Annotated in this window: 15 protein-coding genes; 3 read left to right on the forward strand and 12 right to left on the reverse strand. The window is 48.4% G+C overall.

Translation table 11 applies throughout. The annotated features are described in order from the left end of the window. Positions 1-20: 20 nt before the first annotated feature. Positions 21-1,772 carry an ABC transporter ATP-binding protein gene (locus Q0090_RS06140; protein WP_297948749.1) on the reverse strand — a complete coding sequence of 584 codons (1,752 nt, stop codon included), beginning with the start codon at positions 1,770-1,772 and terminating at the stop codon, positions 21-23. Positions 1,773-2,256: 484 nt separating this feature from the next. Here Q0090_RS06140 and Q0090_RS06145 point away from each other — a divergent pair, with 484 nt between their 5' ends. Genes Q0090_RS06145 through Q0090_RS06155 form a run of 3 tightly spaced genes read left to right on the forward strand, consistent with a single transcriptional unit; the run spans position 2,257 to position 5,478 of the window. Further along, positions 2,257-3,057, forward strand: coding sequence for an Ig-like domain-containing protein (locus Q0090_RS06145; RefSeq protein WP_297948751.1), 801 nt, complete (start codon positions 2,257-2,259; stop codon positions 3,055-3,057). Positions 3,058-3,088: 31 nt separating this feature from the next. After that, positions 3,089-4,897 (forward strand): Ig-like domain-containing protein, encoded by a 1,809-nt coding sequence (locus Q0090_RS06150; RefSeq protein WP_297948753.1) that lies wholly within the window; start codon positions 3,089-3,091, stop codon positions 4,895-4,897. A 5-nt stretch (positions 4,898-4,902) separates the two neighbouring features. Beyond that, complete coding sequence (locus Q0090_RS06155; protein WP_297948755.1) at positions 4,903-5,478, forward strand: hypothetical protein; 576 nt, start codon at positions 4,903-4,905, stop codon at positions 5,476-5,478. 356 nt (positions 5,479-5,834) lie between these two features. On the opposite strand, the gene Q0090_RS06160 is transcribed toward Q0090_RS06155, so the two are convergent. The 11 genes from Q0090_RS06160 to secE all read right to left on the reverse strand — a co-directional run bounded on the left by Q0090_RS06160 (position 5,835) and on the right by secE (position 26,836). Continuing rightward, entirely contained in the window at positions 5,835-8,381 is a 2,547-nt protein-coding gene (locus Q0090_RS06160; RefSeq protein ID WP_297948757.1) for a hypothetical protein, read from the reverse strand. Between the two features lie 305 nt (positions 8,382-8,686). Further along, a complete protein-coding gene (locus tag Q0090_RS06165; RefSeq protein ID WP_297948759.1) occupies positions 8,687-11,020 on the reverse strand; it encodes a hypothetical protein in 2,334 nt (777 codons plus the stop codon). A gap of 1,055 nt (positions 11,021-12,075) precedes the next feature. Further along, entirely contained in the window at positions 12,076-14,823 is a 2,748-nt protein-coding gene (locus Q0090_RS06170; protein WP_297948761.1) for a hypothetical protein, read from the reverse strand. 553 nt (positions 14,824-15,376) lie between these two features. After that, entirely contained in the window at positions 15,377-19,828 is a 4,452-nt protein-coding gene (gene rpoC, locus Q0090_RS06175; RefSeq protein ID WP_297948763.1) for a DNA-directed RNA polymerase subunit beta', read from the reverse strand. A 26-nt stretch (positions 19,829-19,854) separates the two neighbouring features. Next, positions 19,855-23,676, reverse strand: coding sequence for a DNA-directed RNA polymerase subunit beta (gene rpoB / locus Q0090_RS06180; RefSeq protein ID WP_297948765.1), 3,822 nt, complete (start codon positions 23,674-23,676; stop codon positions 19,855-19,857). Positions 23,677-23,793: 117 nt separating this feature from the next. Beyond that, a complete protein-coding gene (gene rplL / locus Q0090_RS06185; protein WP_004335333.1) occupies positions 23,794-24,171 on the reverse strand; it encodes a 50S ribosomal protein L7/L12 in 378 nt (125 codons plus the stop codon). 41 nt (positions 24,172-24,212) lie between these two features. After that, complete coding sequence (rplJ, locus tag Q0090_RS06190) at positions 24,213-24,737, reverse strand: 50S ribosomal protein L10 (protein ID WP_297948768.1); 525 nt, start codon at positions 24,735-24,737, stop codon at positions 24,213-24,215. 15 nt (positions 24,738-24,752) lie between these two features. Then, the gene (rplA, locus tag Q0090_RS06195) at positions 24,753-25,448 is read right to left on the reverse strand and encodes a 50S ribosomal protein L1 (protein ID WP_297948770.1); all 696 of its coding nucleotides are present in this window, start codon (positions 25,446-25,448) and stop codon (positions 24,753-24,755) included. A gap of 16 nt (positions 25,449-25,464) precedes the next feature. Then, positions 25,465-25,908 (reverse strand): 50S ribosomal protein L11, encoded by a 444-nt coding sequence (gene rplK, locus Q0090_RS06200; RefSeq protein WP_297948772.1) that lies wholly within the window; start codon positions 25,906-25,908, stop codon positions 25,465-25,467. A 114-nt stretch (positions 25,909-26,022) separates the two neighbouring features. After that, entirely contained in the window at positions 26,023-26,577 is a 555-nt protein-coding gene (nusG, locus tag Q0090_RS06205) for a transcription termination/antitermination protein NusG (RefSeq protein ID WP_297948774.1), read from the reverse strand. A 55-nt stretch (positions 26,578-26,632) separates the two neighbouring features. After that, complete coding sequence (gene secE / locus Q0090_RS06210; RefSeq protein WP_297948776.1) at positions 26,633-26,836, reverse strand: preprotein translocase subunit SecE; 204 nt, start codon at positions 26,834-26,836, stop codon at positions 26,633-26,635. Between the last annotated feature and the right edge of the window lie 78 nt (positions 26,837-26,914).

A 26,914-nucleotide genomic window follows, 5' to 3' on the forward strand; every position in this document is an offset into this window, starting at 1 on the left:
TGATTTTGAGGATTAAAAGGTTAGATGGTCCAGTTGATAGAGCGGTTATATTCTTCCCACATTGAGCGGTACAACCCCTCCTGTTCCACGAGAGCTTGGTGCGTACCCTGCTGCACAAGGCGCCCCTCGTCAACCACTAAAATAGCATCAGCATCCACCACATTGGTCAAGCGATGGGCTATGAGAAGTACAGTCTTCCCCTTTGTTAGCTCAGCCAAAGCACGGCGAATCAATTGCTCGTTTTCGGGGTCGGCAAAAGCGGTAGCTTCATCCAAAACCACGATGGGAGCATCTTTGAGGAGGGCACGAGCAAGGATAATACGCTGTTGCTCTCCCCCGGAGAGATAGGTACCCTCTACACCAATCCGAGTATCTAACCCCTGGGGGAGACGCTCTATAATCTCCCTACACTGGGCAAGATCGAGGGCGCGCCGGATCTGTTCTTCGGTAGCATTAGGGGAACCATACGTCACATTGTGGCGCAACGAAGAGTGAAAGAGTTTCCCATTCTGGAAAACAAAAGATACGGCATTCATAAGGTCGTGCGTAGCCACTTGGCGTACATCCACACCCCCAATAGAGATACTCCCCTGCGCCACATCATAGAAGCGAGGGATAAGGCGAGCAATCGTACTCTTTCCTCCTCCCGAGGGTCCCACCAAAGCATATGTTTTCCCCTCAGGTAGGGTAAAAGAGAGCTCCTGCACGGCAGGGGTATTAGCTCCGGAGTAGGAAAAGGTAACCCCTTTGAAGGCAATACTATAAGAGGTTATCGGTTGTGGGTGTTCAGCTTCGGGGAGAGGGGCATCCTCCGTGAGAGCCTCCATGCGACTGATTGCCTCCCCTGCCATAAACATACCCTGCTGTAGAAACATTATCTTCATGATATTGCCGGAAATAACCGGCGTAATAAGGAGGAATAGTATCATATCGGCTATCACACCCCCATAGTTGCCTGTATTGTGGATCAAGATTATCGCCATCGGGATTAAGAAGAAGGCAATCGTATTGATCACTGCGGTATAAAACGACATGGGGTACTGCCAACGAAGGGTACACTTGGTCACAAGGTCGCGATAGCAAATAATACTATCATAGAAACGTTTGAAGGAGAAAACGGTCTGCTGAAAAACCTTGACAACAGGCACACCTCGCACATACTCTACCGCTTCGGTACTCATCCGCTCTTGAGCATCAAGATACTCCCTTTGGAAGCTCTGTTGCCTCGGGTTCATCATGACCCCGAGGGTGACAAAAACCATCAAAATAGGGATCATACACGCCAGCCCTAAGTGCCAATCCACAACAAAGAGCAAAACAAGCACCCCAATGGGCGAGAGGATACTCCCCACCAAGTCGGGCAAAAGATGGGCAATAAAGGTATGCGTTTGAGACGAGTCTTCGTCGATAATCTTGCGTATACGCCCCGTGGTGTGGGTATCGAAATAGCCCAGAGGCATCCGCATCAACCGCGACAAAGCAGAGCGCCGCATGGAGCACTCAACCCGAAATGCCGCAACATGCGAGAAGATAAGAGAGAGAAAGCTAAGCAAAATAGCCAATACGGCAGACCCGAAAGCCCACCATGCAAGAGAGAAAACGCTATCCGGCTCCACACCCTCGGGCTCTACAAGCAACTGATGCACGATAAGCCAAACGAAGATAAAGGGAAGAAGGGAGACGAGCCCTGTCAAGCCCGACAGTACTAAACTAATGGGAAGCAGGGGTTTACGGTTGCCCATATAGGTCCCCAATCGCTGTAACACATTCATTTATTTATAGTTATAATAGGATTTACTTACATATCGATTCGCAAGCAAAGGTAGAGCAGATGAAAAGTGTTCACAATCCCCTCTATTGGGGATTTTTTTACTACGAACTCCCTACTTAAAAGTATTTCATGGCGCAATATCCCTCCTCGGTCTCCTCATAAGAGAGAGGACAAAAAGCAATTAGTAGCCCTATTTCCTATTATTGCTGTCCGATAAAAGTTTTCCAGTGGAAGAAGATCCCCTTTAAGATAGTATGCAATGGCGATGGAGTAGCTCTCAAAGGAAAGCACATTGAGTGGAACCTTTCAGAGAAGTTTTATAATGCGATTGATGTGTTGTGTTGTTTTTTTTTCTAGCTTTGCCTGCGGATGAGGGTTAAGTACGAGACAAGCTTTACCTTGTCTAGACTCAAGCAGTACTGTATGGTATAGATACACTAGCTATAGACATCTTTATAAAACATTAAATCAACTTTAATACGTAAATGAAAAGACAAACGCACTTATTCATGCTCCTACTGGCAATACTATCCATTGTCGGGTGTCATAAGGAGCCAAGCTCTTCTCCCACAGTCACTCTTGCGGAAAGTATCATACTAGATGATGCTCAGCTAGAACTCATCGAGGGAGAGCTATACAAGCTCTCGGTGACTATCCTTCCTAGCAATGCTACGGTACAGTACAGTAGCAGTGATGAGTCAGTAGCATATGTGGATAGGGGTACTATCTTTGCTATCAAGCCAGGCAAAGCTGTTATCACGATTGCCTCTGGGGCTATCAAAAAAGAGTGTCAAGTCTCTGTCGTCATAGCAGATCAGAGTAAGACATTTGCAAGGTTGCCGATACCTGAGTTTACCCTCCTAGGTGATCCCAACAAGGCTAACGTCTTCGCCTGGGAGGAAGCACACGGAGGGACGCATGAGCCACGCCTTAGCAAGACGGACGAGGCTACGGGACTGGAAACTATAGCTTTCAACGTAAATGACGAGACTATACGGCTACGTATATATACTATATCCTCACCTTCAGAAAAGAAACCTCCTGTAGTCAGCGAGATAGCTCTCTATGCTTCACCTATGGACTATGCCTTTGAGATAAAAGGCTCAGGAGCACGCCTAAATCGGGCACTTCGCAAGTTGATGACTCGAGAGGGGTACATCCTCAGCCATGTCACCTCGCTGGGAGCTTCGTATGTCAATCCTACTATATCAATGGGGGTAATCATTTCACCAGCGAAGCATCCTGAGATAGGAGGACTAGCTCTATTTAACTATAAGAGACTCTAACTAATTCACTCACCATAGAACATGTTTCATTATGAAAGACCTTAAGGTATACTTAGCAGTACTATGCGCTACGCTACTCCTTTTTACCAGTTGTGGTAAGGAGCAAGAGGCTCCACAGAGCTACTCTATCGACTTCGTCCAGAAGAAAGTCTCACTCACTAGGGGGCAAGAGGTACTCTTAGCTGTCAAAACAGAGCCCGAGCAGATCTCTCAAAAATTGCTCTGGAAGAGCCAAGACCCAACCATTGTGACCGTATCTGAAAAAGGTATGGCAAAAGGACTCAAAGCGGGCAATACGATCGTAACTGTGCAAATCAAGGGTACAGACGCTAAAGCCTCTTGCCTTGTGTCTGTATCTAGCTCATCTTCAGGACAAGACCCAACGGTGACGATTACGCCTTCTAGTGCTCTACTCGCTCCAGGAGAGCAGATCCAGCTTGCAGCTACCATCGATCCAGCCTCTGAGGAGCATACTATAGAGTGGCTTGCCGAGAAGCCTGATATAGCTACTGTTGATGAGCACGGGTTAGTCACTGCAAAGGCTCCAGGCGAGACAATCGTACTCGCACGCCTCAAAGGCTCTAGCGTGACCGCAAGCTGTCTTATAGAGGTACGCCAGAAAGCGCAAGTGCAGCTGACGGCTGAGATAGCTCATAAACTCAAGATGGGCTATAGCCTGACACTTTCTGCCGCAATTGCTTCGGGCGAATCACTGCTCGTTGATGATGGCAGTGGGGAGAGAAAGGAGTATGCAGTGTCAAGAAATGCGTCCAATCCGACGATGCTAGATATACCCGTGAGAGGAGCTACCGTCAAGCTCTATGGAGCTCCGCTCTCATATCTATCTCTCGCGAGCAATAAGGCGATAGAGCGTATCTCTATCCCTCAGCCTGACATGCTCAAGGTGCTAAACCTACAGGACAATAAGCTCAAGGCTTTAGATTTCTCTGCTTTTCCAGCTCTGGAAGAGCTATCAATAGGTGGTAATTCATTTGAGGGTAAACTGAGCATAAACCTTCCGAAGCTTAAGATGTTACGTCTAGATCACAATAAGTTGACATCTCTAGAGCTACACACGCCAGCACTAGAGTCTCTCTATGCTGATCACCTAGCTCTAACGGCTCTAGAGCTACCAGCTACGATGTCCCATCTGAAGCTCCTAGAGGTACATCATAACAAGCTCTCTAAGGAGGCGACAACAGCTCTTGTGGCTAGTCTGCCTAAGCTTACTGGGCAGCGAGGCAAGTGTGTCATCCTAAATACTGAGTTACCTACACCCGAGGGTAATCAATTGGATAAGAATAGTGTCATACCTCTAGCTCGAAGTAAAGGATGGGCTCTCTATGACGGTAAGGTAGAGATCAAAGAAGAGGCGATCCAGAAGGATCCCCAGGGACTGAACATTAAGGACGTAGCTTACTTGGACTGGAGCAATGGATCTAAGGAGACTATCACTACTTGGGAGATGGCTCAAGGTGCTACCTACGATACAGGGGCTAGTGATACCGAGGACCCTGACTACCTACAGCTAGCTTTCAAGGGGAAGGCTGGTGGCGATGTCTTCAAGCGAGTCTATATTATAGAGGAGGGCAAACTAGTGCAGGTTGAAGTCTTTGTCAAGCCTTTGGATCGCGTCTTAGTCCGGGAGAGTGGTGCCAAGCAGAGACTGAATAAAAACTTCTTAGACTCTCTAAAGGCCAACGGCTACACCACTCCTCAAGAGCGTAGCGCTAATCAATTTGTTTCGGACAATGCTACGCTACATAGCAAAGTGCTAATATATGAAGAGATGGAACAAGGCACTCAGGCCGCTAAGCTAACCTATTCACAGAAAAGATAATAGCCATGAAGCAGTACGTCAATCTATTTTGCGGAGCTCTATGCTTGAGCTTTCTGCTAGTCGCTTGTCAGGGTACTACCCCTCCGACAAATCCTGTGGATCCTATCCAGCCTCACAACTCTTATCCAGATAGTGAAGTCTTCGTCTCTCTCATTCCATACCCTTGCAATGAGTGGGGCGCTAGTAAAGAGGACATTGAGGCTTGGGAGTACGCCCACGGAGGTACTCTTAATCAGAAGAAGAGTGAGGAGTACTCAACTAGTCAAGACCTATTCCTATGGTACGATGTAGACTCTAAAGCTAACCCTGTCAGAGGGTATTACGTCAATCGTGCCAAGGGGGCTATGGATCAGGCTATCGGCTACTATGCGCCTTGCTCCCTCGTGGTTAGTGATGACGGAACTAAAGTTAACCCTGTCGTAGATAACCTCTTGACACAAAACGGCTATGAGTACACTGGACTAGCTGCTGAGGGATTCTTTCAATATACGAGCCCCAAAGTGGGTAAAGTCCTCCGTATAGCTCGTGTAGAGCTTGATGGGGAACAGTTAGCCTATGTAACTTACCACCGCAAGCCCTAACACTACATAGTAGGACGATAAAGGCAACAGCTCGACTGAAGGCTATTGAATAAAAGCACCACCTTAGACTAAGTACGCTAGATGAATTGCTTGACTGTCTAAAATGTGGCTTGAGGCTGTTGCCGAAAAATCCACAGTACGTTCTTTTGATCCCTCTAGATTCTTCTAGAGGGATCTTTTTTCTGAGTGGTGCAAAAGTCGGAGCTTTGCACACGTTCTGCGCTAGGTGGGGGTACTCCTTGCTACGAGGAACTATGTATCATACTATAAGATAGCATAATGGACAAGAAACTAGAAGCGGCTGCGAGAGCTGATCATGCGCTCCCTCAGCCTCTCACCGCATTGTCAATCGAATCTTATTTCGTGACGAGTAGAACGGCCATTGTCTTAGCACTTCTTACGAAGTACTTACCGGCAGCCAGGCCTGCAAGGTCGAGATGAGCCACCCCATCCCCATCGGCTCGGGTGCGGAGCAGCTCTACACCATCGAGCGAGAAGACTTGCACCACAGCTCCGGCCGCAAGGCCTGAGAGGGTAGCTGCGTCTGCCGCAGGATTAGGAAAGAGAAGCACTTCTGAGGTGGTAACCTCTTCGATATCGGTCCCCCTCGCAAAGGTGGCCTCCACAATCGTGGGCCCCTCTACTACAAACGTCTTTGTAGCCATAATGTCTACGTCATTGGCCGTAAGCTTCGTAAGCGAGTAGCCTACGTTGGGGATTACCAACACGGAGAGCTCCTTACCCTGGGGCACATTCCTGAGGTCGCCGTACCCCCTGAGCACGATTTTACCATGCTGAGCGGCCATGGCCGTTACCTGATAGGTAGCTGACACAAAGAATGCCTCTACCATGGTGTTCCCCTTCACGACAAACTTCTTCGTATCCGTAATCTGTACCCCATTGGCTATGAGCCTGGAGAGCCTATAACCGACGTCTGGCGTCACCGTTACCGTCACCTCCGTACCATACGCTACCGAACCGCTGTGCGAGAGTTCGAGCTTACCATGCTGGGGAGTCTTGGTCCTTACGGTAAAGGGTTTAGCATCAAAGGTGGCCTCTACCGTGGTGGCCCCTCTTACTACAAACCTCTTTGTCGCCGTAATGTCTACCCCATTGGCAGTGAGCTTAGCGAATGTGTAGCCAAAATAGGGATTCACCACCACGATCAGTTCCTTGCCATAAGGCACCCTCTTGAGGTCGCCATATCCCTTAACCAGGACCCTTCCATTCGGAGACTCCTTGGCGGTTACCTCATACGAGCTCGGCGCAAACTGAGCTGTGATCACGGCATCGTGTCTCACCACAAAGGATTTAGACTCGGTAATATCTTCGCCACCGGCAAAGACCCTCGCTGCTTGGTAACCCTCATCGGGGATAGCCTCTACAATTAAATTAGTACCCATAGGTACAGACGAGAGAGAACCTCTATAGTTGGCGACCCGTAGTGTACCATACTTTATGTTGGGATCGATCGTAATATTGTACGTAGGTGTAGTATCTCGCTTGATCTGGCACGTTGTGTTGTAAAGAGGGGAGCCATTGTGGTAGATCGCCCCACCCTCTACATAGGCCCCCTTAGGCGAGACAATATAAGTATCCTCTATGACCAACGTCTTAAAACCCGTGATCATATCCCCTTTGGTGGAGAGGGTCGCATTAAGGCTCTTCAGCCTAAGCTCACTATCATTCTTGGCGCTATAGAAGCAAGAAGACTTGCTCTTGATCTTGAGGTCCAGATGCCCGATCCATGTAAAGCCGCCTTCTGCCGATCCTTCCCAAATCCCCGGGGCATCATCCGTTGTAGAAGGGTATAGCTCCAGCAATGTCTGATCTCCCTCTCCTGTAATGGTTGGGGCATATTGGTCTTTTGCATGGATTGCCGCCCCCATTTTGGTCGTGATCTTATTGGCACCCTTACACTTAATGGTAAGATAACCAACCGGGTGGCTAGAGACGATCCCATCCTCATTGCCCGGAGGGGTAATTGTGGCGTCATCAAGCGTCAGAGACTTCTCGTTTGCGTCATACTCCACGCTCCCCGTCGCAATCACTGAGGGGAAGTCGTTGTGGGTCAATCGCGTCAAGTACTTACGGAGTTTTAGCCCCCCTACTTCTACAGGGTAGTAGGGCGCAAGCATAACCCACTCTTTTACGATCGCTCCATCCGCCTCATAGACGATGGCTCCATTGCTGTGCTTTACAGACTTATTGCTCTCTATAGTGACCCTAGCGAGAGAGGAGGCATTAAGATCTACTCGTCTACTCTCATCTTCTAACACATCAATTCCGCCGTTGAAGTCCACAATAGAACCGGTTCCACCCCGGACCTCTAGCCGAGCCCCCATTGAGAGAGAAAGCGTAGCGCCTGCTCCACTACCTCCGCCTCTGAGTCCGTGCTTCCCGGCTTCAATATCCAGATAGCACTCTTGTATAAGGAGGGGATGATTCCCCTCAACCAGGATACCTACGCCATTCATTCGGGTGTCTCGGAGGTAAAGCGTGGCATTCTCATCCTCCCCTTCAATACGGATGGGGCATCCTTTAGATTGCACTACAGCATAGCCACTTTCGCTACTCAAGAACCTGCAAGTGCCCACTACTTCTATCCGAAAATTCGGAATATCGGCCACAGAGATACCCCGTACCGGCATATTGCTTGTGAGGTTGTTGATCCGAAGCGTTCTCGTTTGGTGCTCCCAAGACCACTCGCCATTCCAACTCTTCTCATTCTGGAGATTACGCCCGCTACTGGAGCCCGAGGCATTCTCCCTCAGGGGGTCTTCAACTTTCTTGCCCAGTACCCAAAGCTCTTGGGCCCATGATGTGTAGGAGGTTCCCAGCAGCCCTAGTAACGCTAGAGCCACGGAGGCTATGTAGAGCCATCCTTTGTATCTCTTACTCATTCCTATCGTTTCGTGTCTTCCGTCCACTATCTTGAGCAGCGGACGTCTATTTTATTCTAAACGCTCTATTCTAAGCCCTCATGGACTTTATATTCCACGAACAAAAGTACCTAAACCTTGCGAGAAAGGTCTTGCAAAATCGGTTAAGAATATTGAGTGTACTCTAAGAAAGTATAGAAAAACAGGAGTCGGGGTTGCAGGCGAACCCACAACCCCGACTCTACATTAGAGAGAGAGGGGAGAGAGCAGTGAGGGCAACTTCCCAAAGGAGGTCTACCCTCACCCTCTACCCTTGTCAATAGAATTTATTTTGTAACAAGTAGAGCTACCATTGTCTCACCACTCTTCACAAGGTACTTACCGGCAGCTACGCCTGTAAGGTCGAGGCGAGCTATGCCTGCCTCATTAGCCATGGTGCGAAGTACTTCTGCTCCATCAAGTGAGAAGAGCTGTACCATAGCCCCGGCCTCAATGCCTGAGAGGGTAGCTACGTCTACCGCAGGATTGGGGTAGAGAACTACCTCTGAGGCAGATACCTCTTCGATAGCGGTATCCTTCACAAAGGTGGCTTCTACCGTAGTAGCGCCCTTCACGACAAACTTCTTTGTCGCCGTAATATCGGTGCCGTTGGCCGTCAGCTTCGAAAGCTTGTAGCCGGCATTCGGTGTCACCTCTACCATGAGTTCCGTACCATAGGGTACCTTCTTGAGGTCACTATAGCCCTTGATCGTAATCTTACCATTCTGTGCAGCCTTAGCCGTTACCGCAAAGGTTTGCTTTGCAAAGGTAGCTTCTACCGTAGTCGCCTTCTTCACCACGAACTTCTTCGTCGCTGTGATGTCTGTGCCATTGGCCGTCAGCTTGGCAAGTTCATAACCTTCGTCCGGCTCAACTGTTACCGTAACCTCTGTACCATACGCTACCGAGCCGCTGTGAGAGAGCATAATCTTACCATTCTGAGGTACGTTAGCCGTTACCGCATACGTATTAGCTTCAAACTGAGCTGAGATCTCGGCATTGCGGGTGACCACAAACGATTTAGACTCGGTGATATTTTCGCCACCGGCAAGGATCTTTACAAGGTGATAGCCCTCAGCAGGGGTAGCCTCTACTTGTAGTTTGGTTCCTAGAGGTACGGAAGAAAGCGATCCACTGTAGTTGGTCACACGTACACGACCATTCTTAATACCGGAGTCGATCGTAACGTTGTAGGTAGGAGCATTACCTCGCTTGATCTCACACGTAGTGTTGCCGAGAAATGTTCCATTGAGTTTGATAGTCCCCTCATCCACAACAGCACCAAGGGGTGAAGCAATATAGGCATCCTTAATCGTCAGCGTTTTAAATCCTGAGATCAACGGCCACTCAGGAACTGTGGTGGTAAGCATAGCACTAAGATTCACTAAGGACACAACTTTATTGTCCTTTTTGGTATAGATACAAGCTGCCTTACTCCTTATCTTGAGATCGATGTCTTTGACCACCAGATAACTTTCTTCGGTCTCATCCCAAATACCGGGGTAATGATCATCCGTGGAGGGATAGAGTTCAAGAGATGCATTATCTCCTACTCCATAGATAGTTGGACTACTTTTGTCTGAGACACGAATCGCAGAACCCGTCGATACAGTAGTGATTTTATTTGCGCCTTTGCACCCAATCAGAAGGAACTTAGAGGGATGATCTGATCTAATTGCTGCGTAATAATCATCAGACACAATTGTCGCATCTGTGAGGGTAATTCTATGGTCTTTGGAATCATATTCCACACTCCCAGTCGAAATGATAGAAGGGAATCGGTCGGGAGTCAATTTCCACCTATATCTGTGCAATTTAACACCTGCCACCTTGATGGGATAATAAGGTGCAAGCATAACCCACTCTCCCTTAACAATGTTCCCGGAGTCCTCATATGCGATACGACTACCATCGTACTTCACTTGTTCGTCATTGGCAGTCACTCGAGCATAATAACTATCATTGAGACTTACCCAATTTCCATTTTCAAAAACCTGAATATAGTCTCTAATATCTGTGATAGCTCCTGAGGTCCCTTTAGCCTCTATTCTACCACCTTCTCCTATTCTGATACCTACTCCGGTACCATCGCCTTCTCCCGTAATCCCATAATTTTCCGATGAAACATCTACTAGGCAGTTGGTTACATAGAGGTCGCGTTTTTTAGCAATGCGAATTCCGTGGCTACTTCCCCGCCTCGTTCGAATGAAAAGTTCAGCGTTCTCTCCCACGCCTTCGATTCTGATGGAATTTCCTGAACTCTCTACTACACTCTTGTTTTTTGCACTAGTTCCGAAGGTGCATGCTCCCTCTACTTTTATGGTAAAATCGGGAATATCCTTTGCATAGATGCCCTGTACCGGCATATTGCTTTCGAGTTTTTTGATCGTAAGTGTTTGCGTACTGTGATTCCAAGACCAATAGCCGTTCCAGTTTTCCCCTTGCTCCAAATCATTTCCAGATTGGGACTTAGAGGAGTCGTTGTTCAGGGGGTCTTCGATCTTCTCGCCCAGCACCCAAAGAACTTGTGCCGACGCCGTGTAGGAAACACCTACCAACCCTAGTAATGCTAGAGCCATGGAGGCTACATAGAGCCATCCTTTGTGTACCATGTTTTTCATACCTGTTGTCTTTTTGTGTCTTGCCCTCTCTTCTCCCTAGCGCTTGCCAAGAAGAGGAGCGAGCCGGACGGATTCTTATTTTTCTGTTATTATTCTATTATTCTAACGTGCTTTTCTTTTTAATAAGTTGACCTCAAAACGAGTCTCTACTCGAGAGGTGGGGGAGGCCAAAAGAGAGAGGATCGGGAGCAAGCCACCAAGAGTCCTACTCTCACTTGTGGCTTGCCTCCCATTACCCCTCCTTGCGTCTGGGGCGAACTCTCCGCAACCCTCTTCTCTACTTTACAGTATTCTGAGAAGATCTATGCGGACTTCATGGATTCTAAGGATGGTTGCCAGACGCTCTCCGGAACGATTTGTGTTTTTCGTTTTTCGCTATCATGTGGTCTCCTCTCTCCTCTCCCGGAAAAGCAGAAGACCTGTTTTTCTACTTCAACTAAACTTTCTCTCTCAAGGCCCCTCATGGGCTTTATTTTCTATGGGCAAAAGTACCCTCTCCTCACAAAATAAATCTTGCAAAATCGGTCAAAATTCTTGCAAAATCATGCATTCTTCATCTTGCCCAATCTTGCAAAATCGGTCACAACAACCCTGCAACAAGATGAGATACAGCAATTTAGTAGTGACACAAAGAGACCCACTGGGGACCTCTGAGAGAGGGTCCCTTCTTTGAAGGGCTTGACAAAAAGGAAAAAGTATTCCGGGTAAAAAAATTTCCCTTCTTGCCCGGAATCGCACCCCATTTTCACCTGAAAAATAAAAAAGTTTCGGGCAGTGGGCGGAGTACTTTCTAGGCAAGAAAAAGTAAGAATCCAGGCAAGCATTTCACGAAGGCTCCCCTTTTGAGAAAAAGAGGGTGTATTCGAGGAGGGCTCAATCCCCTCTATGGGACCCCTTCAAAGAAGGCATCTCTCCCCTCCGAGGGGAGAAAAAAAATAAAATAGGGGCTGTAGGCGAACCCACAACCCCGACTCTCTCTAGGAGAGGGAAAACGCTAAGAGAAGTATTCCCACGCAGGAAGAGGAGCCCCTCAGCCCCACCCCCGTGCCGTTATCTTATTTCGCAACCAGTAGAACGGTCGTTGTCTTACCACTTCTTACAAGGTACTTACCGGCAGCCAGGCCTGTAAGATCGAGACGAGCTACACCGGCCTCATCGGCTAGCATGCGGAGCAGCTCTATGCCATCGATCGAGAGCAGCTGTACCATAGTCCCGGGCTCTACACCCGTGAGGGTAGTTGCTTTTGATGCAGGATTGGGGTAAAGGCGGCCTTCTGAAGAGGCGACCTCTTCGATAGCGGAGGTCTTCTTAAAGTAGGCCTCTACCATAGTAGCTCTCAAGACCAGAAACTTTTTCGTTTTGGTAATGTCTACGCCGTTGGCGGTAAGCTTAGCAAGCTCATAATTAGCATTCGGTCGATCCGTTACCGTCACCTCCGTACCATAAGGGAGAAGTCCATTATGCGAGAGATAGATATGCCCATGCTGAGGAGAGACCACTGTTACCATATAAGATCTTGCCCTGAAGGTAGCCTCTACTACCGTGTTCGTCTTAACGATAAACGACTTCGTCTCTGTGATGACCTCTCCATTGGCCGTAAGGCGTACTAGCTCGTAGCCTTGATCTGGGAAAGCCGTTACCAATACCTCCGTGCCACGAGGTACCTGTCCACTATACGAGAGCGTGATCTTACCATGCTTAGACTCCTTGGCCCTTACCGTAAAGCCTTCGGTATCAAAGAGGGCTTCTACCATGGTGGCTTCCTTTACCACAAACTTTTTGGTAGCCGTAATATCTACCCCATTGGCCATAAGTTTGACAAGGCTATACCCTTCGTTAGCACGCACCGTCACCGATACTTCCGTACCATAAGAGACCAGGCCACTATGGGAGAGAAGGATCTCTCCATGCTGAGGTACCTTGGCACTTACGGCATAAGACTCCGGTTGGAAGCTCGCCTCTACCGTAGTAGCCCCCTGCACCACAAACCTCTTCGCCTCCGTGATATCTACCCCATTGGCCCAGAGCTTGAGTAGCCTATAACCGGGATTCGGAGTAACTGTTACCATCACCTCCGTACCATAGGGTAGGATACCCGACCGAGAGAGCGAGATGCTCCCACCCTCACTCGGAGCCGAGGAGACGTTATACTTATTCGCCTCAAACTGAGCAGAGATCTCGGTATTGCGGGTTACGACAAACTCTTTGGTATTGGTAATATTTTCGCTGCCCGCAAAGATCTTCGTTAGGTGATAGCCTGCATCGGCGGTGGCCTTAATCTTTAGATGGGTAGCAAAAGGTACGGACGTGAGCGAGCCACTATAGTTCGTAACCTCTACCCTACCATGGCGTATATTCGAAGCAAACGTAATATGGAAGGCTGGAGCACTCCCTCTCTGGATCACACACGTAGCCTTCCGGAGCGTTGCATCACTCTGCCGGATAGTTCCACCGGCCACCACGGCCCCCAAAGGCTGCTTTACGTAGGCTTTCTCTAGGGTTAGTTGGGAAAAACCATCAATCAGGGCATCGTTGGAAGTGGTCGTAAGCGAAGCATTCAAGTTGGAAAGACTTAGCCGTTTACTCTGTTGCGAAGTGCCGATACAAGAGGTTGTACTCGCTATCGTAAGGTCAATATCTCGGATCTTTAGCTCACCCTCGTGGCTATCATCCCAAATACCGGGATAACGACCACTTGCAGCGGGTACTAACTCAAGGGCAGCTCCATTACCAGATGCCTCAATACCTAGACCTCCGGCATCCTCTATTTTGATACAGGGCCCCTGATTCGTTGTTATTTTATTCGATCCGGCACATACGAGCCTGAGAAGCTTATCAGAATGATGAGAGACAATCCCCTCCTCCCCCTCAGAGGCAATGGTAGCAGCATTGAGCCTGAGTACATGCGCCTCCGGATTATATAGTACCTCCCCGGACTTGACAACGGAGCCGTATCTTTCGGGGGTTAATTTCGTTCTGTACTTATGCAACTTGAGTTCCCCAATAGAGATAGGGAAATAGGGTGCCAGCAGCACCCTTTGCTCCCTGAGGGGCTCTCCGGTAGCTTTATCAACGAGCTGACCGGACAAATACGCAACATCGACATCGCCTTCGGTAGTACGAGCATAGGTCTGGCTCTCGTTAATATTTACCCAATTGCCCCCTTCGTTTACCTGAATATACTCTTTTACTCCCTCAATAGCACCCAGTCTACCCTTAGCCTCTATACTACCGTCATTGCTTAATCGGATACCTACTCCATCTCCATTCCCTTCTCCTACAATCCCAAAGGTGAAGCGAGAAGAGACATTGACATAGCAATTGCTCACCATGAGATAATGCTTTCTTGCAATACGGATACCGGAGCTGTAGTCTCGAGGTGTCTTAATAAATAAAGCGGCTTTGGCCCCTACGCCTTCGATAGAGATAGGACAGCCAGAGGCCTCTATCACACTCTTACCCGGTATGGTATTCTCGAACGAACACTCCCCCTCTACCCGAATCGTAAAATTGGGGATGCTTCTAACCTGGATCCCTTGTATCGGTTTATTGCTTTTGAGATCCTTGATCAGTAGCGTATGGGTGGTACAATCCCAAGTCCATTCTCCATTCCAACTCTCCACCGCACTGAGGTCGTTGTCTCTCTGGCTATTCGAGGCATTCTTATGGAGAGGATTATCAACCCTCACACCCAACACCCAAAGTACCTGTGCCGATGACGTGTAGCCTCCCCCTAACACCCCGAGTAGGGATAGAGCAATAGAGACTATATATAACCATCCTCTGTGTATTGTTCTCTTCATACCATTTCGGTTTCCTATCTTGATCTCCCGTTTTTCTTTTGTTATACGCCCCAACCCCAAAAAGAGGGGTGCGCAAGATAGACTCTAAAGCCCTCGACCCGGCGACATCGGGGATATCTTCTCTTTTTCGATCCCCTTGGCGCCTTATCCCGTTATAAGCTGAAAGAGGGCTTTTTCTCTTCTGTCTCAGCCCTGATAGCTCTGTGAGAGCTCCTATCTTTCCTTTTCGCAACAAAAATAGAGAACTTTGCCGAATAAGGTCTTGCAAATTCCGTCGAAAGGCTCTCAAGACTATGCACCCATCGTTCACTTTGCCCTTGCGATGGTGATCAAAGTACTCTTACAACCCCCTATTTACAAGAGACTTGATACAGATATTTCCCTACCGACTCCCGTTCTAATCGAGAGAAACAGAAAAAGAGGCACGGCCAACCCTCCTTCGTATGGAGTGTATAACCATGCCCCTCTTTTTACTGGGGAAATATATCTTCTTCTCCCGTAGGCCCCTCTCGCTTATGAGAGAAGGTCTGGCAAGAAGAAGTGATAAAGCGGATTACTCAGCCGTCTCAGTAGCAGCCTCAGCAGCTACCTCTTCTACGAACTCTGGGTCATGCCCGGTTTCTTCTCGGGCAGCCTTAGCGCGTTCATAGTCTTCGCGGCGCATTACCACCATGCCATTAAACGCCCGTAAGCCGGTACCTGCAGGGATAAGATGACCGCAGATTACGTTTTCTTTGAGACCGAGCAAATCGTCTACCTTGGCATTGATGGCAGCCTCGTTGAGCACCTTTGTGGTCTCCTGGAACGAAGCCGCGGACATAAAGCTCTTAGTCTGCAAGGCAGCACGCGTGATACCTTGGAGTACTTGGCGACTAGTCGCAGGCACAGCCTCACGCACCTTCATCGGCGTCAAATCGCGGCGTTGGAGCGAACTATTTTCGTCTCGAACAGCAGAGGCGGGGATAAGAGCTCCTGCACGATATTTTTCTGAATCGCCGGCATCTTCTACCACATTCATACCCCAGAGGCGGTCGTTCTCTTCCTGGACGTCCTGCTTGTCGACCATCTGCTTCTCGAGGAAGAGAGAGTCGCCCGGCTCCATGATTTCGACCTTACGCATCATCTGGCGCACGATTACTTCGAAGTGCTTATCGTTAATGCCTACGTTCTGCTTACGATATACGCCTTGGATCTCGTTTACAATATACTCTTGGAGAGCCGTCGGCCCCTTGATCGCTAGAATGTCGCTCGGAGTTACCGCCCCATCGGAGAGAGGGGTACCGGCACGTACTACGTCGCCATTCTGTACCAAGATATGCTTTGCTGTAGGGATAAGATATTTACGGACTTCTCCCAAACGGCTCGTAACTGAGACTTCGCGATTATTACGCTTGATCTTACCGATCTCTACTACCCCATCAATTTCGGAAAGGATAGCAGGGTTAGACGGATTGCGGGCCTCGAATAGCTCCGTTACTCGGGGAAGACCGCCCGTGATGTCGCCAGCACTTGCCAGCACACGAGGGATCTTGTAAAGCTCATCTCCGGGGTTCACCTGCATCTTACCCTTAGTCTTAGGATTGAAGGTAAGACGACAGCCGGCAGGGAGAGAGTAAAGTTTCTCTGTACCTGTAGTAGGATCGACGATCTTGAGCTCGGGGAGTTTGCTCTTTTCCTTCGACTCAATAACCATCACATCGTGGTAACCCGAGGTAGCATCCACCGTATCCTTGTAGTTAACACCCTCTTCGAGGTTTACATACTCGAGAGTACCGGCCGTTTCTGCCACTACTACAGAGTTGAATGGGTCCCACTCGGCAAGGGTTTGCCCCTTTACGACCTTATCGCCGGTCTTGCAATGAAGCTTCGAACCATACTGGAGGTCGTAGGTCTTCAAAAGGTTGTGCGACTCGGGGTGATAGAGGAAGATTTCTGACTCTCGGCTGGCAATCACACGGTAGTCTTGACCGGGGATCACAATAGCACGGAGGTCCGAACTCAATTCTACGATAGCCTCTTCTTCCTTCACCACAATCGAGCGGTTCGTATTTTCGCTACCGGCAACCCCACCCGCATGGAATGTACGGAGGGTAAGCTGTGTACCGGGTTCTCCAATAGACTGAGCGGCAATTACCCCTACAACCTCCCCAATCTGAACGGGACGGTGCGTAGCGAGATTGCGGCCGTAACACTTTGCACAAACGCCATAGCGCGAGTCGCAGGTCAATACCGAGCGAATCTCTACACTCTTGATGTTGGCAGCCTTGATCTTCTCAGCCTCTTGTTCGCGGATCTCTTCACCGGCAGCCACAATGAGCTTGCGGTTGGGATCCGTATAATCGTTCGTATTATAGATATCTTGTACAGAGGTACGGCCAATGATGCGAGACTCGAGAGAAGCCACTTCGTTGTCGCTTTCGTCTACCACGGCAGAGACTTCGATACCACGGAGGGTACCACAATCCTCTTCGTTAATGATCACATCGTGAGATACATCCACCAAACGACGAGTAAGGTAACCGGCATCGGCCGTCTTAAGAGCCGTATCCGCAAGACCCTTACGAGCACCGTGGGTAGAGATAAAGTACTCTTGTACGGAAAGCCCTTCGAGGAAGTTCGAAGTAATAGGGTTCTCAATAACAGCCCCACCTTCGCTACCACTCTTCTGAGGCTTAGCCATAAGACCACGAAGCCCGGCCAACTGACGGATCTGCTCCTTAGAACCACGGGCTCCGGAGTCGAGCATCATGTAGATACTATTGAAGCCGTCGTTGTCTTTTTTGAAGCCTTCCATCACCAAGTTGGAGAGGAGATCGGTAGCCTCATTCCAGATAGCCACGACTTTGTTGTAGCGCGTCTGATTATCGATTTCCCCCATACGGTTCTGTTCGATAATGCTATCTGCCTCAGCCGTAGCCTCAGTAATAATTCTCTTTTTCTCGGCAGGGATAAGCACGTCTTGGAGGTTAAAGGAGAGACCGCCAAGGAATGCCATACGGTAACCGAGGTTCTTTATATCGTCAAGGAACTGAGCTGTGCGAGCAACTCCGCAGACCTTGAGTACATCTTTAATGATTCTCTTGAGAGACTTTTTCCCAAGAAGCTCGTTGATATAACCAACCTCATTGGGGACAAGATCGTTGAACATAAGGCGTCCAACCGAGGTCTCTACAACATCACGTTGAGGCTCTCCATCCACAATTCGTGCATTGGGCACCATTACCTTGATAGGCTTATGGATATCTATACGCCCATTGTCATAAGCGATATAGGCCTCTTGTGCACTATAGAAAATAGAGGGGATACGTTTCTTATCAAGAACCTGCTGCTCAAGCTCTTGCTCTTGAGGAGTCAAGCTGCGGAACTTAGAAATGTAGTAAAGCCCGAGCACCATATCTTGCGAAGGCACGGTAATAGGCTCACCACTTGCAGGATTGAGGATATTGTGAGAAGCCAACATTAGGAGCTGAGCTTCGGCAATAGCTTCATTACCCAAGGGGAGGTGAACAGCCATCTGGTCGCCATCGAAGTCAGCATTGAAGGCGGCACACGAGAGAGGTGGTAGCTGAATAGCCTTACCCTCGATCAACTTGGGTTGGAAAGCTTGGATACCAAGACGGTGAAGCGTCGGGGCACGGTTGAGAAGTACAGGATGCCCTTTGATTACATTTTCGACAATCTCCCAAATAACGGGATCTCGACGATCTACAATCTTCTTTGCACTTTTCTCCGTCTTTACAATACCACGCTCAATGAGCTTACGCATCACAAAAGGCTTGTAAAGCTCGGCTGCCATATCCTTAGGCAGACCGCATTCGTTCATCTTCAGCTCAGGGCCTACGACAATAACCGAACGCGCAGAATAGTCGACACGCTTACCGAGAAGGTTCTGACGGAAACGCCCTTGCTTACCCTTAAGGCTATCTGAGAGAGACTTGAGAGCTCGCCCCTGATCACTCTTGAGAGCGCTGGTTTTGCGCGAATTATCGAACAATGCATCCACAGCCTCCTGCAACATACGCTTTTCGTTACGCATGATCACTTCGGGCGCATTTGCCTCAATCATACGTCCCAAACGGTTGTTTCGCGTGATGACACGAATGTAAAGGTCGTTGAGATCTGAGGTAGCAAAACGCCCTCCATCCAATGGCATAAGAGGACGAAGATCGGGAGGAATTACAGGAATTACCTTGAGCACCATCCACTCCGGACGGTTGATTCCTGCCGAAGCACGGAAAGCTTCCACCACGGGAAGACGCTTGAGAGCCTCAGCTTTCTTCTGCTGAGAAGTAGCTGTTTGTGCTATGTTGCGCAAGTCGTCTGCGAGAGCATCAAGGTCGATGTTGGCTAGCAAATCGTAGATAGCCTCGGCACCCGACTTTGCAATAAACTTATTTGGATCTGAGTTCTCCAAGCTATCATTGCCTGGGAATTCTTCGTAAATACGATCGCAAAATTGCTCGTAATGCTCATTCTTTAGAAGCTGCTTTGCTTCTAGATACTTGGGGCATTCTTGCGAATTAACGGGGTGGGACTCGGAAGCCTCTCCTTCGGGAACTGCAAAGACACCGGGCTGTATTACCACATAACGATCGTAGTAAATGATAGACTCAAGCTCCTTGGAAGAGAACCCTAGTAGATACGCAATTTTATTGGGGATGGAGCGAGAGTACCAAACATGTACCACGGGCACCTTGAGGGCAATGTGCCCCATACGCTCGCGGCGAACCATCTTTTGGGTCACCTCAACACCGCATCGGTCGCAAGTAATTCCACGATACTTATTGCCTTTGTACTTACCACAATGGCATTCGTAATCTTTTACCGGACCAAAGATACGCTCACAGTAAAGCCCATCACGCTCGGGCTTGAGCGTGCGGTAACTTACCGTTTCGTGCTTTGTGACTTCCCCATAAGAGTTCTCCAGAATCTGCTCAGGAGATGCCAATGACACTCTGATCTTGGAGAAGTTTGTCTTTAACTTATTATCCTTTCTAAAAGCCATATATATAGAAACGTTGAGCGTTTAGATTAATCCAGAGAAAGGCTCAAACCGAGGCCTTTTAGCTCGTTCATCAACACATTGAGAGACTCGGGGATGCCCGGAGTAGGCATAGGAGTTCCCTTTACGATTGCCTCATAGGCACGTGAGCGGCCAATTGTGTCGTCACTCTTGATCGTGAGAATTTCTTGAAGGATGTGGGCCGCACCAAAGGCTTCGAGGGCCCAAACTTCCATTTCTCCGAAACGCTGTCCCCCGAACTGGGCCTTCCCCCCAAGAGGTTGCTGTGTAACCAATGAGTAAGGACCGATAGAGCGAGCGTGCATCTTGTCGTCGACCATGTGACCCAACTTCAAGAAGTAAGTTACCCCTACCGTTGCACGTTGCTTGAAGGGCTCTCCCGTACCACCATCGTAGAGCTGCGTCTTAGCACCGGGATCAATCCCAGCCTTCTTGATGTATTCTTCGATGTCTTCGGGTGAAGCTCCATCGAATACAGGAGAAGCGAAACGCTTGCCCAACTTGCGTCCGGCACGAGCCAACACGGCTTCGAAGAGCTGACCAAGGTTCATACGAGAGGGTACCCCTAGAGGGTTAAGACAGATGTCTACCGGAGTACCATCTTCGAGGAAAGGCATGTCTTCTTGGCGTACGATCTTTGATACAATACCCTTATTACCATGGCGCCCTGCCATTTTGTCTCCTACTTGGATCTTACGCTTCTTGGCGATATAAACCTTTGCAGTCTGTACGATGCCACTGGCAAGTTCGTCTCCGATTGTTTCGTCTTGAATGCGACGACGGAACTCTGCTTCTAACTCCTTATCCTTGCGGATGTAATTAGCGATAAGGGTGGTGATAAGTTCGTTTGTATGGGCGTCTTCCGTCCAGTTGCTGCTCTTAATGTTGCTATACTCGTCAATACTTTCGAGCATGGTGCGGTTAAACTTCTTACCGGCAGCAATGATCTCAAGAGAAGCGAAGTCCTCTATAAGATTAGAGGTATGCCCGTCGGTAAGTTTGAGCAACTTATCAATAAATACTTTGCGAAGCTGTTCTTTCTTCTTGCTGTACTCGCCTTCGATACGCTCGGTGATCTCTTTGATATCCTTGCGCTTCTTGTCCAAATTCTTGGAGAAGAGCTTGGTATCAATAACAACCCCGCGCAATGAGGGAGAAGCCTTGAGAGAAGCATCCTTTACATCGCTCGCCTTGTCACCAAAGATGGCACGGAGAAGACGCTCTTCCGGTGTGGGATCAGATTCGCCCTTGGGGGTTATCTTACCCACGAGAATGTCTCCGGGAACGATATGCGCACCAATGCGCACGATCCCGTTTTCTGCCAAATCCTTTGTGGCATCTTCGCTCACGTTGGGGATGTCGCTCGTAAGCTCTTCGAGTCCTCGTTTGGTCTCACGCACTTCAAGTTGTTGCTCTTCTACGTGTACTGAGGTGAAGAAGTCTTCGCGTACGATACGCTCGTTAAGCACGATAGCATCCTCATAGTTGTATCCCTTCCAAGGCATATAAGCCACAAGGATATTGCGCCCGAGAGCCAATTCTCCATTCTGAGTTGCATAGCCCTCGGTGAGGATATCGCCCTTTTCTACACGATCGCCCTTGCGACAGATCGGCTTGAGGTCAATCGTTGTACTCTGGTTCGTCTTGCGATATTTGGGGAGAGGATAGGTTACGATAGGCTCTTCGAAGCTTACGAAAAGCTCCTCGTCAGTCTTGTCGTAACGAACCTTGATTTGATCTGCATCCACGTAGATAACCTCGCCGGCTCCTTCTGCCATAACTTGGGTACGAGAGTCGCGAACCAATTTGCCTTCCACCCCGGTACCTACGATAGGTGCCTCGGGCTGGATGAGGGGCACTGCCTGGCGCATCATGTTAGATCCCATGAGAGCACGATTGGCGTCGTCGTGCTCCAAGAAAGGAATTAACGAAGCAGCAATAGAGGCGATCTGCGAAGGAGAAACGTCCATCAGGTGCACCTGATTAGGAGACACGATGGGGAAGTCCGCAGCGTAGCGCGACTTTACTTTATCGCGAACGAAGGTTCCATCGGGGTTCAGCGGAGCATTCCCCTGAGCAACGTTCATTTCTTCTTCTTCCTCTGCCGTGTAGTACTTAAGCCCTTCGTCTGAGAAATCAACTTTTCCATCCTTAACGGCACGATAGGGCGTCTCTATAAAGCCAAGGCTATTGACCTTAGCATAAACACAAAGGGAAGAGATCAGACCGATGTTCGGACCTTCCGGAGTCTCAATAGGACACAAACGGCCATAGTGAGTATAGTGAACGTCTCGAACGGCGAAGCCTGCACGCTCACGGGTAAGACCGCCAGGTCCAAGAGCAGAGAGACGACGCTTATGAGTGATCTCGGCAAGAGGGTTCGTTTGGTCCATGAACTGAGAGAGCTGATTGGTACCAAAGAACGAACTTACTACCGAGCTAATAGTTTTAGCATTAACAAGATCTGTAGGGCCAAACACTTCGTTATCTCGTACATTCATACGCTCACGAACGGTACGAGCCATACGAGCTAGTCCTACTCCGAATTGGGCGGCAAGCTGCTCACCCACCGTACGAACACGACGATTCGAAAGGTGGTCAATATCATCAACGTTAGCACCCGTTGTTGCTAACAACAAAAGGTGATTAACGATGGAAACAATATCCTCTTTGGTAAGCACACGAACATCGGGATCAACATCCAGATTGAGCTTGGAATTGATGCGGTAACGCCCTACATCTCCAAGATCGTAACGCTTATCAGAGAAGAATAGATTATTGAAAGACTCCTTAGCCGTAAGGTCATCCGGAGCGATTACACTGCGCTGGATGAGGTAGAACTGTCTCCAAGCTTCAACTTCGGAAATCGTACTATCCTTACTCAAGGTCTGCACAAGCAGATTGATAACATTGCTATTATCCGACTCCTTAAAGAGCAATACGTCGGGAATGGTGAGTCGCTCTTCTTGCAACTTCTGGATCTCTTCCACAACCTCTTCGGTAAGGAGTGTGTCTCTTTCCACACGAAGTTCGTAACGCATCTGCGCTGTCACTTCTCCGGCAGCGGCGTCCAGAGACTCTTCTTCTAAATTGCGGACTCCGATGCGTTCTGCCACACGTCGTCCGATATAGTTCTTAAGTTTTGATGTCTCTACAACCTCTCCAATCCCAAAGGCACTCCAGATATCACGGTCGGAACTATAGCCAATAGCACGCAAAAGAGTAGCTACGGGCACCTTCTTCTTACGATCTATATAAGCATAGAGAACGTTGTTGGGGTCGGTTGCAATTTCGATCCAAGTACCACGGAAGGGGATGATGCGTGCCGAAAAGGTACGCACTCCCGAGGGAAGGATACTGGAACTAAAGAAAACACCGGGAGAGCGGTGAAGCTGAGATACCACTACACGCTCTGCACCATTGATCACAAAGGTGCCGCTCGGTGTCATATAGGGAATAGGCCCGAGATACACGTCCTTGACTTGCGTTTCGAAGTCTACGTGCTCAGGGTCATTACAAGAGAGCTTGAGTTTTGCTTTAAGGGGTACACTGTAAGTGAGCCCTCGGCTAATACACTCCTCGATAGAATACTTAGGAGGGTCTACACAATAGTCTATAAACTCGAGAGTAAAGCTATTGCGTGTGTCTTTTATAGGAAAGTTTTCGGCAAATACCTTGTACAACCCTTCTTGTTTTCTGCATTCTGTAGCAGTCTGCAGCTGGAAGAAGTCTTGAAAAGACTTAAGCTGCACTTCCAAGAAATCGGGATAGGGCAATGTATTCTGTATCTTGGAAAAATTCTCTCTGATAGTATCAGTAGTATTAGCCATCTGTTGCTAGATTATTGATTCTCTACGAGTAGGTGGAAAAAGACAAGAAAAGGTCGAGAACTCCTGCAAGCAGGGTTCTCAACCATTGATTACCTGATAATCAGGCAGTAAGGGGGATTACTTCAATTCTACTTCTGCACCAGCTTCTTCGAGAGCAGCCTTCATTGCATCAGCAGTAGCCTTGTCTACACCTTCTTTGAGGGTAGCAGGAGCAGCATCTACGATATCTTTAGCTTCCTTGAGGCCAAGACCGCAGTGTTCCTTTACAGCCTTAACAACTTGGAGCTTAGCAGAACCGAAGCTCTTAAGAACCACGTCGAACGAGGTCTTTTCTTCAGCTTCAGCAGCACCAGCAGCACCGGGAGCAGCAGCTACAGCTACAGCAGCGGCAGCGGGTTCGATACCGTATTCTTCCTTAAGAACGTTAGCCAATTCACTTACTTCTTTTACAGTAAGGTTAACGAGGGTTTCAGCAATTGCTTTAATATCTGCCATTGTAGTATGAATGGATTATTCGTTGATTTCTTTGTTATTACTTATCTTTCTTCCAAGGTTTTAAGAACACCATGGATCGTCTGACCAGCGCCCTGGAGTGCTGAGATCAGGTTCTTAGCAGGCGACTGCAAGAGGGCAACCACTTCTGCCACGAGCTCTTCTTTGCTCTTGATAGAAACAAGAGCTTCGAGGTTCTCAGGACCAAGGTAGATGCTTTCTTGTGCATAAGCAGCCTTGAGAGCGGGCTTACCGAGTTCTTTGTTAGCCTTAGCAAACTCCTTGATAATGCGAGCAGGTGCGTTAGCATTCTGCGTAAACATTACACAAGTATTGCCCTTAAGTGCACTATACAGCTCTGCAAAGTCAGTCTCGCTTTCAGCAAGAGCCTTGCGCATAAGGGTGTTCTTAACTACGACAAGCTTAACGTTTTCTTTATTACATACAGCACGGAGCTCAGCAGTTTTCACTGCATCGAGAGCTTCGATGTCTGCAAGATAAAAGTGGGGATATTGAGCCAAATAGTCTGAGAGCTTCTCAACTACGGTACCTTTTACTTCCTTTCTCATCTTTAGAATCTCTTATTAAAGGTCTACTGATTTAGGATCGATCTTGATACCAGCACTCATCGTGCTAGAGATATGAATGCTCTTGAGATAGGTGCCCTTAGCGGAGGATGGCTTGAGACGAATGATCGTATTGATAAACTCGCGTGCATTCTCCTTAATCTGTTCGGGGGTGAAAGACACCTTACCTACAGAGGTATGAATGATGCCGCTCTTGTCTACCTTGAAATCGATCTTCCCTGCCTTCACTTCGCGTACAGCATTACCAACCTCGTTTGTTACTGTACCACTCTTAGGGTTTGGCATCAAACCGCGGGGACCAAGTACACGACCGAGAGCACCAATCTTACCCATTACAGAGGGCATTGTGATGATCACGTCGATGTCTGTCCAGCCACCCTTGATCTTATCAATATATTCATCGAGTCCAACATAGTCAGCCCCAGCAGCTTGTGCTTCGGCTTCCTTGTCGGGTGTACACAACGCTAGAACGCGTACTTCCTTACCGGTACCATGAGGGAGAGTTACCACCCCACGTACCATTTGATTAGCCTTACGAGGATCTACACCAAGACGAATATCAATGTCTACAGAGGCATTGAACTTCGTGAAAGTGATCTCCTTAACCAATGATGAAGCTTCATCAAGGGTATAGAGCTTCCCGGGTTCAATCTTCTCGGCAGCCAACTTTTGCTTTTTGCTTAGTTTACTCATGTCTTACAATTGAATCTTATAGTTGTTCGGGAAAATCACCTTTGATAGCAATACCCATACTGCGAGCCGTACCGGCAACCATACGCATGGCAGCCTCAATAGAGAAGCAGTTTAGGTCTGTCATCTTGTCTTGGGCTATCGTCTTAACCTGCTCCCAAGTGATCTCAGCCACCTTGTTTCGGTTAGGCTCTGCACTACCCGTCTTAGCCTTAGAGACTTCGAGGAGTTGTATAGCCACGGGAGGAGTCTTAACGATAAAGTCGAAAGACTTGTCGGCATAGTAAGTAATTACTACAGGGAGTACCTTGCCGGCCTTGTCTTGCGTTCTGGCATTGAATTGCTTACAAAACTCCATGATGTTAATCCCCTTGGCACCAAGTGCTGGCCCAACAGGAGGTGAAGGATTTGCAGCCCCACCTTTAATTTGCAATTTGATTTGTCCTGCAATTTCTTTTGCCATTGTCTTAATGTCTTATCTATGAATAAAACAGTTTTGCACGCATTGCTAGTGATTCTATCTCCTTGTTGGAAGCTCAAGGTCAATAGACTCTAGAGAGCAAATACTCGTAACAGATTACTCTTTTTCAACTTGTGCGTAGCCAAGCTCTAGTGGAGTCTTTCTTCCGAAAATCTTCACCATCACCTTGAGCTTTTTCTTTTCTGATAGTATTTCTTCTATCGTAGCAGAGAAGCCTACGAAGGCTCCATCTATGATCTTCACGCTCTCTCCAAGCACGAACTGCATATCCACAACATCGGGACCTTCGTTCGTCGTATCCACCTCATGGAGAAGTTTCTCCACTTCGGCCAAGCTGAGAGGGCTAGGATTGTCGTTGCCAAGGAAGCCAATAACGTCGGGCAAGTCACGGAGGGCATTGATAAGCAACTGACTCATCATGCACTCAATAAGTACATAACCGGAGAGATAAGGACGCTCAATAACAACCTTTTTGGTCTTACGCTGCGTCATCACCTTCTCGGTTGGCACTACAACCCGAAACACTCTCTGAGAAATGACAGAAGACTCAGTAAGAGACATCTCGCGCTCGATAGTCTCCTTCACCTTCTTCTCTTTTCCAGATATAGCCCGAAGCACATAAAAGCGCTTCTCGTTACTCTCTTCAATCATACAACAATAAACTTACACAGCACGGATGCTCTGCCTTATCGCTTTTATCTATGGATTAGATAATCAACTTGTAGATTTGTTCCATCCCAAAGTTGAATACCGTATCAACAGCAAAGATACATATAGCAATAATCACGGAGGCGATCATAACCACCACCGCACTGTTCGTCAGTTCACTTCTGGTAGGCCAAGACACTTTGTGTACCAATTCATTGTAAGAATCTTTGAAGGCCTTTCCGATCTTGCTAAAAAACTTCATATACTACGATATTAGCACGGGTTGAGAGGCTCGAACTCCCGACACCTGGTTTTGGAGACCAGTGCTCTACCAACTGAG

Source organism: uncultured Porphyromonas sp., assembly GCF_938023125.1.
Classification (GTDB): Bacteria; Bacteroidota; Bacteroidia; order Bacteroidales; family Porphyromonadaceae; genus Porphyromonas.

Coding starts and splice junctions, on each gene's coding strand:
- Q0090_RS06160 (WP_297948757.1), bottom strand. CDS start 8,381: ATGAGTAAGAGATACAAAGGATGGCTCTACATAGCCTCCGTGGCTCTA.
- rplJ (WP_297948768.1), bottom strand. CDS start 24,737: ATGAGAAAGGAAGTAAAAGGTACCGTAGTTGAGAAGCTCTCAGACTAT.
- rpoB (WP_297948765.1), bottom strand. CDS start 23,676: ATGGCTAATACTACTGATACTATCAGAGAGAATTTTTCCAAGATACAG.
- nusG (WP_297948774.1), bottom strand. CDS start 26,577: ATGATTGAAGAGAGTAACGAGAAGCGCTTTTATGTGCTTCGGGCTATA.
- rplK (WP_297948772.1), bottom strand. CDS start 25,908: ATGGCAAAAGAAATTGCAGGACAAATCAAATTGCAAATTAAAGGTGGG.
- Q0090_RS06145 (WP_297948751.1), top strand. CDS start 2,257: ATGAAAAGACAAACGCACTTATTCATGCTCCTACTGGCAATACTATCC.
- Q0090_RS06170 (WP_297948761.1), bottom strand. CDS start 14,823: ATGAAGAGAACAATACACAGAGGATGGTTATATATAGTCTCTATTGCT.
- Q0090_RS06155 (WP_297948755.1), top strand. CDS start 4,903: ATGAAGCAGTACGTCAATCTATTTTGCGGAGCTCTATGCTTGAGCTTT.
- rplL (WP_004335333.1), bottom strand. CDS start 24,171: ATGGCAGATATTAAAGCAATTGCTGAAACCCTCGTTAACCTTACTGTA.
- secE (WP_297948776.1), bottom strand. CDS start 26,836: ATGAAGTTTTTTAGCAAGATCGGAAAGGCCTTCAAAGATTCTTACAAT.
- Q0090_RS06150 (WP_297948753.1), top strand. CDS start 3,089: ATGAAAGACCTTAAGGTATACTTAGCAGTACTATGCGCTACGCTACTC.
- rplA (WP_297948770.1), bottom strand. CDS start 25,448: ATGAGTAAACTAAGCAAAAAGCAAAAGTTGGCTGCCGAGAAGATTGAA.
- rpoC (WP_297948763.1), bottom strand. CDS start 19,828: ATGGCTTTTAGAAAGGATAATAAGTTAAAGACAAACTTCTCCAAGATC.
- Q0090_RS06165 (WP_297948759.1), bottom strand. CDS start 11,020: ATGAAAAACATGGTACACAAAGGATGGCTCTATGTAGCCTCCATGGCT.
- Q0090_RS06140 (WP_297948749.1), bottom strand. CDS start 1,772: ATGAATGTGTTACAGCGATTGGGGACCTATATGGGCAACCGTAAACCC.